General features: G+C 64.5%; 9 protein-coding genes. 8 read left to right on the forward strand and 1 reads right to left on the reverse strand.

From position 1 onward, the window contains the following. On the reverse strand, positions 1-3,519 hold the full coding sequence (smc, locus tag Q1L59_RS03245; RefSeq protein WP_300327943.1) for a chromosome segregation protein SMC: 3,519 nt from the start codon (positions 3,517-3,519) through the stop codon (positions 1-3). A 212-nt stretch (positions 3,520-3,731) separates the two neighbouring features. Here smc and queF point away from each other — a divergent pair, with 212 nt between their 5' ends. The 8 genes from queF to Q1L59_RS03285 form a co-directional block, all read left to right on the forward strand. Continuing rightward, positions 3,732-4,151: a preQ(1) synthase gene (gene queF, locus Q1L59_RS03250; RefSeq protein ID WP_300327945.1), complete on the forward strand. Its 420-nt coding sequence runs from the start codon at positions 3,732-3,734 to the stop codon at positions 4,149-4,151. 139 nt (positions 4,152-4,290) lie between these two features. Beyond that, on the forward strand, positions 4,291-5,484 hold the full coding sequence (gene dapC, locus Q1L59_RS03255) for a succinyldiaminopimelate transaminase (protein WP_300327948.1): 1,194 nt from the start codon (positions 4,291-4,293) through the stop codon (positions 5,482-5,484). 10 nt (positions 5,485-5,494) lie between these two features. Beyond that, positions 5,495-6,316 carry a 2,3,4,5-tetrahydropyridine-2,6-dicarboxylate N-succinyltransferase gene (gene dapD, locus Q1L59_RS03260; RefSeq protein WP_300327951.1) on the forward strand — a complete coding sequence of 274 codons (822 nt, stop codon included), beginning with the start codon at positions 5,495-5,497 and terminating at the stop codon, positions 6,314-6,316. A gap of 38 nt (positions 6,317-6,354) precedes the next feature. Continuing rightward, positions 6,355-7,539 carry a PilT/PilU family type 4a pilus ATPase gene (locus tag Q1L59_RS03265; protein ID WP_300327953.1) on the forward strand — a complete coding sequence of 395 codons (1,185 nt, stop codon included), beginning with the start codon at positions 6,355-6,357 and terminating at the stop codon, positions 7,537-7,539. Positions 7,540-7,550: 11 nt separating this feature from the next. Further along, complete coding sequence (gene dapE, locus Q1L59_RS03270) at positions 7,551-8,717, forward strand: succinyl-diaminopimelate desuccinylase (RefSeq protein WP_300327956.1); 1,167 nt, start codon at positions 7,551-7,553, stop codon at positions 8,715-8,717. Continuing rightward, positions 8,710-9,603: a 50S ribosomal protein L3 N(5)-glutamine methyltransferase gene (prmB, locus tag Q1L59_RS03275; protein WP_300327959.1), complete on the forward strand. Its 894-nt coding sequence runs from the start codon at positions 8,710-8,712 to the stop codon at positions 9,601-9,603. Before dapE ends, prmB begins: the two co-directional genes overlap by 8 nt. Further along, positions 9,600-12,269 carry an aminopeptidase N gene (gene pepN / locus Q1L59_RS03280; protein ID WP_300327962.1) on the forward strand — a complete coding sequence of 890 codons (2,670 nt, stop codon included), beginning with the start codon at positions 9,600-9,602 and terminating at the stop codon, positions 12,267-12,269. Before prmB ends, pepN begins: the two co-directional genes overlap by 4 nt. Positions 12,270-12,872: 603 nt before the next feature. Continuing rightward, a partial coding sequence (locus tag Q1L59_RS03285; RefSeq protein ID WP_300327965.1) for an Arm DNA-binding domain-containing protein occupies positions 12,873-13,083 on the forward strand: 211 nt, incomplete at its 3' end.

Raw genomic sequence — 13,083 nt, forward strand, 5'->3', positions numbered from 1 at the left:
CTAAACCAGTTGCTCGCGCAGGCGCAGCGCCTCTTCCATATCGACTTCGACGATCCGCGAAACGCCGGACTCCTGCATCGTGACGCCGACCAGCTGCTGTGCCATCTCCATCGTGATCTTGTTATGACTGATGAACAGAAACTGGGTGTGCGCCGACATCCGCCGCACCATAGCGCAAAATCGCTCAGTATTGGTATCGTCCAGCGGCGCATCCACTTCGTCAAGCAGGCAGAACGGCGCCGGATTCAATTGAAACATCGAGAAGACCAGCGCGATCGCGGTAAGCGCCTTCTCTCCACCGGAAAGCAGGTGAATCGTCGAGTTCTTCTTGCCCGGCGGCTGCGCCATCACCTGCAGCCCGGAGTCCAGGATTTCTTCGCCGGTCATCACCAGACGCGCCTCGCCGCCGCCGAAGAGCGTCGGAAAAAGTTCGCCGAAGCTGCGGTTGACCGCATCATAGGTGGTTTGCAACAAGTCGCGTGTTTCACGATCGATCCGCCGGATCGCGTTCTCCAGCGTCTCCATCGCCTGCGTCAGGTCGGCCGCCTGCGCATCGAGATAGGCCTTCCGTTCGCGTGCCGCCTCCAGTTCGTCGAGCGCGGCCAGGTTAACCGCACCGAGCGCTTCAATCGATCGTTGCAAAGTGCCAATCGCCGCCTGCAGGGTGCTGGCGCGCACGCCGACGAGTTCGCCACGCAGTGAATCCTCGTCGGCGTTCGCTTCGCTCAACTGCGCGGCAAACTGATCGCAACTCAAAGCCGCTGCCTGCTCCTTGAGCTTCAGTTCGCCAATCCGTGTCCGCAACGGGTCGAGACCCTGCTCGGTGCGCAGACGCTGCTCATCAAGCGCCCGCAGCCGATTGGTAGCGCTCTCCAGAGCCTCACGCGCGTCGGACAGCGCGTGCTCGCGCGCAACGCGATGGTCGAGCGCCTCCTGCAAAGCCGCTTCCAGATCCTCCGCACGCAGAGCCCCGGCGCTTTCCGTACAGCGCGCCAGCTCATCGCGCACGCGGGCGATCTGGCGCTGCGCGAGGTCGCGACTGGTGGCGAGCTCGCTCAGTTTGCTGCGGCACTCGCGCTGCGAAAATTCCGCTTCGCGCAGATCGCGCTCAGCCCGCGCCACCTGCTCGCGTTCGTCGCGCAGCGCCCGCTCGCTCGCTTCGAGCTGAATCTGGGCCGCCTGGATCATCGATTGCGCCTGATGAATTTCATGGCGCCGCTGCTCGATCGCCTCGTCGGCCAACAACAACCGCTCGCGCTCGTTTTCCTCTTCGCTCGCCATTGCCGCAAAGCTCTCATCGACTTGCGCCTGGCGTTCGAGAAAGCGCTCGCGCGCCTGCGTCAGCTTCAACGTCTCGACCTGAATCGCATGGGCCCGGTCCTGTACGACATTAAGCTGCTGGCGCGAATCCTGCAGGGCGCGCTGGGCATCGGTCAGCCGCTGTTCGAGCTCGCCCAGTCGCGCTTGCGCTTGCGCCACCGCGTCTTCACGCTGGGCAATAAGGCTGCCCAGCGCGTCGATCTCGCGCTGCCGCTCGAGCAGGCCATGCTCGGCGCTGTCCGGCGCGAAGAAAGTGACCGCATGCCGGGTAACGATGTCGCCCTGCGCCGTGACGCAACACGCGTTACCGGCCAGCGTCGCGCGTTGCGCCCAGGCTAGCGCCAAGCTGGGTGCCGTCGCTACGTCGCGCAGCCAATCGGCCAGCACGGCATGCAGATCCGGCCGAGCGCAGTCGATGCGCGCGAGGAGCCGGTCGGGCGCAGCAAAACTCGCGCTCGGCGCGCTCGCCGCCGTATCGGCCTGCGGCAGGAGCAAGGTGAGCCGCCCGACCGGCCGGTCCTTGCTCCAGGAAGAGTTGGCCGCGTCCGCCGGCAGCGCATTCAGGCGTTCGCGCAGCACCGCCTCGACTGCGTCTTCCCAGCCGGCCTCGACGCGCAGCGCCTGCCAAAGGGGCGCCTCGGAATGCACGCCATGCCGCCTTAGCCAGTCATCCAGCTTGCCGTTGGTGCGCAGCCGATTCTGCAGTTGCTGCAGCGCAGTCCGCCGGGCGTGCGCTTCAGCGCGCGTCTTTTGCGTTTCCTGCACTTCGGCAAACACCCGCCGACGCTCTTCTTCGCGCTGTGGAAGAGCCAGTTGCTGCGCTTGCTGCGCGGCTTGCAGTGCACCGATCCGCTGCCGTAGCTCGGCCAGTTCGCCCTCCCGACGCGCCAGCCCGCTTTCGTCCGGCGGCGGCAACGCGGCCCGCTCGGCAGCCAGCTTGTCGCGCCGAGCGGCAATGATCTGCAGCGAACGCTCGGCGTGCCCGCGATTCGCCAGCTCGACATGCAGAGCCCGCTCGACCTGCGCCAGATCGGCGCGCTGGCGACTGACTTCGGCAAGCCTGGCGGCTTGCCGCTCTTCCGCCAAGGGCAATCGCTCCTGGCAACTGTCGAGCACCAGCCGGCCCTGGTCGACGCGCGCTTCGGCCAAGCCGAGCAGGTTCTGCCAGCGTTCATCGTCGTGCGCCAGTCGCTCGCTTTCCGCCTGCCAGTGAAGCTGATCTTCCGCCAATTGCGCCAGGCGCGTCTCGTACTCGCGCTGCGCTTCGCGACGATGGCGGATTTCGGCTTCGATCCGTGCCACCTCGGCGTTGGCGGCAAAGAGCTCGGCCTGCGCCGAATGGACACCGTCGCTCGCCGCGAAGTGCGCCTCGCGCGCCGCCTCGAGCTGGGCTTCCAGATCGCGCAGCGCGGCGATGCGGGCTTCAAGGTCGAGGCTGGCCTGGCTGATTTCATTGATCAGCCGATCGCGCTCGCCTTGTGCCTCGTTGCGGCGCAAGAGCCAGAGCACTTGCTGCTTGCGGTTCAGTTCGTCACAGAGGGCGCGATACTGGCGGGCAACGCCGGCCTGGTCAGCCAGCCGTTCCATCTGCGTCGCGAGCTCGCAACGAATGTCTTCGACGCGGGTCAGATTTTCCCGCGTGTCGGCCAAGCGGCCTTCGCTTTCCTTGCGCCTTTCCTTGTACCGGGTGACGCCGGCCGCTTCTTCCAGAAAGACGCGCAACTCGTCAGGCTTGGCCTCGATGATGCGCGAAATCGTCCCCTGACCGATGATCGCGTAAGCGCGCGGACCCAGCCCGGTACCGAGGAAGAGGTCGGTCACGTCCTTGCGGCGTACGTGCAGGTTGTTGATGTAATACTCCGACTGACCGTTGCGCGTGAGCAGACGCTTGACCGACAGTTCGGCATACTGCGACCACTGACCGGCAAGCCGGCCGAGCGAATTGTCGAAGACCAGTTCGACCGCCGCCCGGGAGACCGGCTTGCGACTGCCGGAGCCGTTGAAGATGACATCCTGCATCGATTCGCCGCGCAATTCAGAGGCTTTCGATTCGCCGAGCACCCAACGTACGGAGTCGATGACGTTCGACTTGCCACAGCCATTCGGGCCGACCACGCCGACGAGCTGGCCGGGCAGGGCAAGCGTCGTCGGGTCGACGAAAGACTTGAAACCAGCAAGTTTGAGTCTGGTCAGGCGCATGGGCTCGGGCCGGGCAGCTACTCGGGCATGCCGGATGAGATCGGAAATGACTCGCTCGCAGGACACGCTCGCAAGGAAACGCTCTCCCCTTTCACCGCCGCGTTCGGCCGCGCGGATGGCCAACGATATTCCTGCGGAAAGGGGAGAATGCCGCCTATAATATCACCCCGCCTGACCGAATCGTTTGCCCTCCGACGCCACGCGCAACCCGCATGAGCACAAGCCCGGCCCAAACCCTCGAGACTTTCGCCAATCCGGCCCCCCAACGGGATTTTCACATTCATATGAAAATCCCCGAGTTTACCTGCCTTTGCCCGAAAACCGGCCAGCCGGATTTCGCGACGCTGATCCTCGACTACATCCCGGACGCCCTGTGCGTCGAACTGAAGAGCCTGAAGCTCTACGTCTGGTCGTTTCGCGATACGGGCTGCTTTCATGAAGACGTGACCAACCGCATTCTCAACGACCTGGTCGCCGTTACGCAGCCGCGTTACATGAAGCTGACCGCGCGCTTCAACGTGCGTGGCGGCATATACACCACGGTCGTCGCCGAACATCGCCAGCCGGGCTGGCGGCCAAACCCGGCGGTCGTGCTCAGCGACTTTGCCGGGCAGCCCGGTCGCCGCGACTGAGTGCTTGCGAAGAAGTTGCCACGAGCGGAGCACGATGGAAGGCGCGCGGCAACGACGGGAGCGAGCGAATGAGCCGGCGCGTGGGTCGGCTGCCCGGTCGCTCGATTGAAGCCTGTGCGCACGCGGACAAGGACCAACCGTGAATCCCCATCTCGCCAAATTGCAGCCCTACCCCTTCGAAAAGCTGCGCCAGCTCTTTGCCGGAGTCGCCCCCAACCCGGAATTGCGCGAAATCAGGTTGTCGATCGGCGAGCCGCAGCATCGCACACCGGATTTCATCAAGGCGGTACTGAGCGAGCGCCTGGCCGGGCTGGCGAACTATCCGACGACGCTGGGCAGCCCGGAGTTGCGGCACAGCATCGCCGCCTGGCTTGAGCGCCGTTACGGTCTTCCCGGAGTCGACCCGGAGACGCAGATCATTCCGGTCAATGGCTCGCGTGAAGCCTTGTTCGCCTTCGTCCAGGCGGTCGTCGATCCGACGCGCGACGAGCCACCGCTGGTCGTCTGCCCGAATCCGTTTTACCAGATCTATGAGGGCGCGGCGTATCTCGCCGGGGCGCAACCGCGCTTTCTCAACACGGTTCCCGAAAACGGCTACGCACTCGACTTCTCGTCGTTGAGCGAAGCCGAATGGCAACGCGTACAACTCGTCTTCGTCTGCTCGCCGGGCAATCCGACCGGCAAGATCCTGAGTCTCGACGACTGGCAGCAGCTCTTCTTGCTCGCCGACCGTTACGGCTTTGTCATTGCAGCCGACGAATGCTACTCGGAAATCTACTTTGACGAGGACCGCCCACCACTTGGCGGGCTGCAGGCCGCCCGCCTGCTCGGCCACGATGGGCGACGACTGGTGGTGTTTTCCAGCCTGTCGAAACGTTCGAACGTACCTGGCATGCGCTCGGGCTTCGTCGCCGGCGATCCGGCCATCCTCGCCTCGTTTCTGCTCTATCGCACCTACCACGGCTGCGCGATGAACCCGGCCGTGCAGGCGGCGAGTGCAGCGGCCTGGAACGACGAGGCGCACGTCATTGAAAACCGACGCGCCTACCGCGAGAAGTTCGCTGCCGTTACCCCGCTGCTCGCCGATGCCCTCGGTGCCACCTGGCCGGAGGCCGGCTTCTACCTCTGGCTGCGAACCCCGATCGACGATACGGAATTCGCTCGCCGCCTGCTCGCCGCGTATAATGTGCTTGTCCTGCCGGGAAGCTATCTCGCTCGCTTGGCGCACGGCGTCAACCCGGGCGCAGGTTTCGTCCGCATCGCGCTCGTCGCCGCACGGGCAGAGTGCATCGAAGCCGCCGAGCGTATTCGTTCATTCACTGCAACACTCTAGGAAGACTGCCATGTACGCCGTCCAGCAGATCATCGATGAGGCATGGGAAACGCGCAGCACGCTGCAGCCGGCGAACGCCCCGGTGCCGCTCTGCGAAGCGGTAAGCACCGTCCTCGACCAGCTCGACGAAGGCAGCCTGCGCGTCGCCGAGAAGGTCGACGGCGAGTGGGTGACGCATCAATGGGTGAAGAAAGCCGTTCTGCTGTCGTTTCGCCTGCAGGACAATCGCCTGATCGATGGCGGTCCGCTGCGCTATTTCGACAAGGTGCCAAGCAAGTTTGCCGATTACGACGGCGAGCGCTTCGCGCGCGGCGGATTTCGCGTCGTCCCGCCGGCGACGGCCCGGCGCGGCGCGTTCATCGGCAAGAACGTCGTCCTCATGCCGTCATATGTCAACATCGGCGCGCACGTCGACGAGGGGACGATGGTCGACACCTGGGCAACGGTCGGCTCGTGTGCGCAGATCGGCCGCAATGTCCATCTCTCGGGCGGCGTGGGTATCGGCGGCGTGCTCGAACCGCTGCAGGCCAATCCAACGATCATTGAGGACGATTGCTTCATCGGCGCGCGCTCGGAGGTCGTCGAAGGCGTCATCGTCGGTGCCGGATCGGTCATTTCGATGGGCGTCTACATCGGTCAGTCGACGCGGATTTTCGACCGTGAAACCGGCCAGGTGAGTTATGGCCGAGTGCCGCCGGGATCGGTCGTCGTGTCCGGCAACCTGCCCGCCAAAGATGGCAGCCACAGCCTGTATTGCGCGGTCATCGTCAAGAAGGTGGACGCGGCAACGCGCGCCAAGACCAGTATCAACGACCTGCTGCGCGGCGACTGAGTAGCGCCCCTTTCGCAAACTGCGTCGCAAGCACTCAGATGATCCTCGACAAGCTCTTCCAGGTCATGGCCGACCGACAGGCGTCGGACATCTTCATCACGGCCGGCGCGCCGATTCACATCAAGATCCACGGCAATACGGTCGCGGTCAATCAGCAGGTGATGGAACCGGCGATGATCGAGAAGATCGCCGGCGAGTTGATGACCGCCGAACAGGCGCAGATCTTCGAGACGACGAAGGAGATGAACCTCTCGGTTGGCGTCCCCAGTCTGGGCAACTTCCGCATCAACCTGTTCCGTCAGCGCGGTACGATATCGCTCGTCGTGCGCTACATCCGGGGCAACATTCCGGCGCTGGATACGCTGATGCTGCCTGATGTCCTGGCCAGCCTGGTCATGGAAAGGCGCGGCCTGATCCTGATCGTCGGCTCGACGGGTTCCGGCAAGTCGACGACGATCGCTTCGATGCTCGACTACCGCAACGCCAACCGGGCGGGTCACATCCTGACCATCGAGGACCCGATCGAGTATCTCTTCCGACACAAGAAGTCGATCGTCAATCAGCGTGAAATCGGCATGGACACGCTGGGCTGGAATCATGCCCTGAAGAACGCCATGCGACAGGCGCCCGACTGCATCCTGATCGGCGAGATTCGTGACAAGGAAACGATGCAGGCAGCCATTGCGTATGCGCAAACGGGTCACCTGTGCCTGGGCACGCTGCACGCCAACAACAGCTACCACGCGCTCAACCGGATGATCAACTTTTTCCCGGTCGAATCGCGCGGTACGCTGTACATGGATCTGTCGGTCAGTCTGAAGGCGATCGTTTCGCAACGCCTGATCAAGAACAAGGAAGGCCGCTTGATCCCGGCAGTCGAAGTTCTGCTGAACAGCTACCATGTGCAGGAGCTGATCGAACGAGGCGACATCCCGGCGCTCAAGGAAGCGATGGAACAAAGTCTTGCCCCGGGTTCGCGCACCTTCGAGCAGGACATCTTCCGCCTCTATAGCAGCGGGCTGATCACCCTTGACGAGGCACTCAACAACGCCGACTCGCCGACCAACCTGTCGTGGCTGATCAACAACAATACGGAGAGCGGCGCCCGACCACGTAAGGAAGAAAAGCGTGTTGAAACACCCTACGACCTGTCGGCTACCGATCCCGGCGGACCATCTTACAAGGCGTTCACGCTCAGTCTGCACGATACTGAAGCGCCATAGCCACCCGCGTGATGTCGCCCGAGGCAAACCTGACCTTGCATGACGAGCCGACGCTCAGACTCGCCGAGCAACTGATCGCCTGTCGCTCGGTGACGCCCGACGACGCTGGTTGCCTGCCGATCATCGTCGAACGTCTGAGCGCACTGGGTTTCGCGTGCGAGTTCATCAACCGCGGCGGCGTGAGCAATCTGTGGGCACGACGCGGCCAGGCGCGGCCGCTGCTCTGCCTGGCGGGGCACACCGATGTCGTCCCCAGCGGTCCGCGCGAAGCCTGGAACTCGGACCCGTTCATCCCGCAGCGAGTGGACGGCAAGCTCTACGGGCGGGGTGCGGCAGACATGAAAGGTTCGCTCGCCGCCTTCGTCACGGCGGTGGAGGCTTTTCTTGCCGAGCGACCGGGGCACCTCGGATCACTCGCCTTCCTGCTCACTTCGGACGAGGAAGGCGACGCCGTCGACGGAACGGTCGTCGTCACCGACGCGCTGCGTGAGCGCGGTGAAACGATCGACTACTGCATCGTCGGCGAACCCACGGCGGTCAGCGCGCTCGGCGATGTGATCAAGAATGGCCGCCGTGGTTCGCTCTCCGGCAAGCTCGTCGTCAAGGGCGTGCAAGGCCATATCGCCTATCCGCATCTGGCCAAGAACCCGATCCTCCTGGCGGCACCGGCAATTGCCGAACTGGCGGCGACCGTCTGGGACACCGGCAACGAGTTCTTTCCGCCCACCACCTGGCAGGTCTCGAACATCCACGGCGGCACCGGCGCCGGCAATGTCATCCCGGGCAGCGTGAGCATCGACTTCAACTTCCGTTTCGCCACCGCCAGCACGCCAGAGAGTCTGCAGGCCAGGCTGTGCGCGGTGCTCGAACGCCACGGGGTGGACTACGAAATCGCCTGGACGCTCGGTGCACGCCCCTTCCTCACCGGCAGCGGCGCGCTGATCGACGCGGCGCGGCACGCGATCCGTGCCGAAACCGGGCTGACGAGCGAACTATCGACCAGCGGCGGGACTTCCGACGGGCGTTTCATTGCCGAAATCTGTCCGCAGATCGTCGAGATCGGTCCGCTCGGAACGACCATTCATCAGGTGAACGAGTGCATCGACCTTGACGCTCTGCCGCGTCTGGCGGCCATCTACCGGCGAATCATCGAGCAACTCCTGCCGGCCGATGTCTGAGGCAAGCCGCGAACTGCGCACGCTGCGCGACCTGATGCGCTTTGCCGTCAGCCGCTTCAACGAGGCCGGTGTGTTCTTTGGACATGGCAGCGACAACGCCTGGGACGAAGCCGCCTACCTGCTGCTGCATTGCCTGCACCTGCCGCTCGACCGCCTGGAGCCCTTTCTCGACGCCCGCCTGACGCGCAGCGAACGCACCCAATGCGTGCAACTGATCGCTCGCCGGATCGGCGAGCGGCTGCCCGCCGCGTACCTCACCAACGAAGCCTGGTTGGGCGAGTATCGCTTCTACGTGGACCGGCGTGTCATCGTTCCCCGCTCGTTCATCGGCGAACTGCTGCGCGAGCGCCTGACACCGTGGATCGCTGAACCCGATGAAATCACCAGCGTGCTCGACCTGTGCACCGGGTCGGCCTGCCTGGCGATCATCGCCGCGCACGTCTTTCCGGCCGCACTGGTCGATGCCGTAGACGTTTCAGCCGACGCGCTCGCCGTCGCCCGGCGCAACGTCACCGATCACGCGCTGGACGAGCGCGTCCGGCTGATCGAATCCGACCTCTTCGCTGGCCTGCGCGGCCGACGCTACGACCTGATCGTGAGCAATCCGCCCTACGTCGATGCCGCGACGATGGCCACGCTGCCTGCTGAATACCGCTGCGAACCCGAACTGGCGCTGGCCAGCGGCGTCGACGGACTCGATCTGACGCGCGCCATCATCGCCCAGGCGCGCCGACACCTCGCACCGCACGGACTGCTCATCGTCGAGATTGGCCACAATCGCGACACGCTGGAAGCCGCCTTCCCCGACCTCCCATTCACCTGGCTGGAAACGAGCGCGGGCGATCGCTACGTCTTCCTCCTGCAGCACGAGGATCTGCCCCAATGACGACGCCAGCGATAAAGCGGGTCCGGCGCGAGGACTACGCTCCACCGCCTTTCCTGGTCGACCAGGTCGCCCTGGAACTCGATTTCCGGTCCGGCGAAGTCATCGTCGACAGCCAACTGCACCTGCGGCGGAACCCGGCGGCGGCTCCCGGACAGGCGCTGCAGCTCGACGGGTATGGCCTGCAGACGATTTCGCTGACGCTCGACGGCGTGCCGCTGAGCGCGGACCGCTACACCTGTAGCGACACGCTGCTGTGCATCGCCGAGGTTGCCGATCGCCTGACGCTGAGCACGCGCACGCGCATCGACGCCGATCACAACAGCAGTCTGTCGGGCCTCTACCGGTCGCAGAACGGCTACTTCACCCAGTGCGAGGCGCAAGGCTTTCGCCGCATCACCTGGTTTCCCGACCGCCCGGACGTCATGTCGACCTACAGCGTGACCTTGCATGCCGACCGGGAAAACCTGCCGGTCCTCCTGGCGAACGGCAACCCGGTCGGCAGCGGCGAACACGGCGATGGTCGGCACTGGGCAAAATGGCACGACCCTTTCCCCAAGCCGTGCTACCTCTTCGCCGTCGTCGCCGCACGCCTCGATGTGCTGCGCGACGACTTCGTCACCGCCGACGGTCGCCGCGTGCAATTGGCGCTCTATGTCGAGCCGGGCAAGAGCGACCAGTGTGCGCACGCGCTCGACGCACTCAAGCGCGCGATGCGTTGGGATGAGCAGGTCTTCGGTCTCACCTGCGACCTCGACCACTACATGATCGTCGCCGTCAGCGACTTCAACATGGGCGCGATGGAGAACAAGGGGCTGAATATCTTCAACACAAAGTACGTCCTTGCCCGCCCGGATACGGCCACCGATGTGGACTATGAAAACGTCGACCGCGTCGTCGCGCACGAGTACTTTCACAACTGGACCGGCAACCGCGTCACCTGCCGCGACTGGTTCCAGTTGTCCCTCAAGGAAGGGCTGACCGTTTTCCGCGACCAGGAATTCACCGCCGACACGCACAATCGCGCACTCGCCCGCATCCGCGACGTGCGCACGCTGCGCGCCGTACAGTTCCCCGAGGACGCTGGACCGATGGCACATCCGGTGCGACCCGAGGCCTACGTCGAGATCAACAACTTCTACACCAGCACCGTCTATGAAAAGGGTGCCGAGGTCGTGCGCATGATCCACACGCTGCTCGGCGAAGCGGGCTTTCGCCGTGGCATGGACCTGTATTTCGCGCGCCACGACGGCCAGGCGGTGACCTGTGACGACTTCGTCGCCGCGATGGCCAATGCCAGCGGCGTAGACCTGCAGCAGTTCATGCGCTGGTACGACCACGCAGGTACGCCGCGCATCCGGGTGCGCGGCGATTACGACGCCGAACAGCGGCGCTATGTGCTTGCCCTGACGCAGGAGCGCCCGAGCGCGCCAGCTACGGCGGCGTCCGACCTGCCCTTCCATATCCCGGTCGCCGTCGGCCTGTGCGGAAGCGATGGGCACGACCTGCCGCTCGTCCTTGCCGCCGAGCTGGCCGGCCACAGCGCGAACGGACAACCGGCCGCGGCGCCGACGACACGCGTCCTGTCGCTTACCGAACGCCACCAGGAATTCGTTTTCCTGGCCGTCGACGCGGCGCCCGTCCCTTCGCTGCTGCGCAACTTCTCGGCCCCAGTCATCGTCGAGTATGCCTGGCGTGATGAAGAGTTGACCCATTTGCTCGCCTACGACAGCGACCCCTTCAACCGTTGGGAAGCGGGTCAACGCCTGACCAGCCGACTGATCCTGGCCGCCACGGCCGAACTGACGCAAGGTCGACCGGTGCGCTGGCCAGAGAGCATCGCGCGCGCGCTGGCACGCGTCCTCGAACTCGCAGAATCCGACCCGGCGTTTGCCGCCGAAACGCTGACCCTGCCAGGCGAGGCTACGCTCGCCGAAGAAATGGCAGTTGTCGACCCGGCGGCACTGCACGCTGCGCGCAATGGATTGCGCTGCTTCCTTGCCGAGCAGATGGCCCGGCAACTGGAACAGTGTTACGCCAGCCTGAGCGCGACGGGCGGCTACCAAGCAACGCCCAGCGCCGCCGGCCGGCGAGCGCTGCGCAACGTCTGCCTGAGCTATCTCGGCGAACTGCGCACGCAGGAAACCCGTACCCGCGCGTTCGCCCAATTCGTGTCGGCCGACAACATGACCGACCAGTTCGCTGCCCTGGCCGTCCTCGCCCAGGACGACTGCGCGGAGCGCGGACGCGCGCTGACTGCTTTCTACGAGCGCTGGCAGAACGAAGCGCTGGTCGTCGACAAGTGGCTGGCGGTACAGGCGGCAAGCCGCCTACCCGAGACGCTGGCGGTGGTTCAGCGGCTGCTCGAGCACCCAGCCTTCGAGCGGCACAACCCGAACAAAGTCTATGCGCTGCTTAACACTTTCGGCAACAACCACGTCCGCTTCCACGCCGCCGACGGCAGCGCCTACCGCTTCCTGGCCGAGCAAATTGGCGAGATCGATCAGTTCAACCCACAGGTCGCCGCCCGCCTGGCACGCCGCTTCGACCGCTGGCGCCGGTTTACCGCGGAACATCAGCAGCACGCGCAAGACGCACTCACCGGGCTGCTGACCATGCGCAGGCTATCGCCCGACGTCGGCGAGGTCGTTGAGCGCGCGCTGGCCTAACGGGCAGGGACCCCGCGCCGAGTACACCCGGGCCATGCACCCTGGCATCCATGGCCTGCACACAAACAACTGGCCTGGCGTCAGGGATGACATTAGCGCGATTCGACCGTCGCCCCGAGCCGGAAAAGGTGTTTGCGGTCTCTCGGGCACGCGCTTGACCTGCGGCCGATGTTTCGTCACCAGGAGCATGGCACGAACGCCCGCTCGTTCCTGAGCGTGCTTGCCAACCGGTAAGCGTGGATCCAGTGGGAAAAGCCCGAGCCCGCCTCTCACGCCATCGTGACCGCGCCCTTGCTTACTGCATGGCGCACGTTCGGCTGGATGGCGGCGGCATGGAAGCCAAATGACGGGAAGGCCAGTTGCGAAAGTGAACTAGCCCCTTGGCTTCATGGTGCCGCTGGACGGAATCGAACTGTCGACCTACGCATTACGAATGCGTGAGCAGGGGCAAACCTACGCATTAACGAACCTTAATAATGATTGACGGAGCAGTATGTTAGCCCTACACTGACCTTAACGGGGTTACACCAAAGTCGATCGTTTTTGACCCGAAACGTAACCCCGGCGTAACCCCGGGGAAGACTAAATGCATAAGGTCACGTCATGAGCGCTGCATCGAGGTTCCAGTTCAACAAAGAGCGAATCCTTGCCCTGCCTGCTTCTGCGGCTGGCACGCGGGCGACTTATCGCGACACGAAGACACCGGGCCTACAGCTTCGCGTAACCCCGGCAGGCGTGAAAACCTTTTCCATGTACCGGCGCACCAAGGGCGGCGGTCCGGAACGCGTGACCTTGGGTCGCTTCCCTGCCATGA

The sequence above is a fragment of the Accumulibacter sp. genome (assembly GCF_029255125.1).
Classification (GTDB): Bacteria; Pseudomonadota; Gammaproteobacteria; order Burkholderiales; family Rhodocyclaceae; genus Accumulibacter.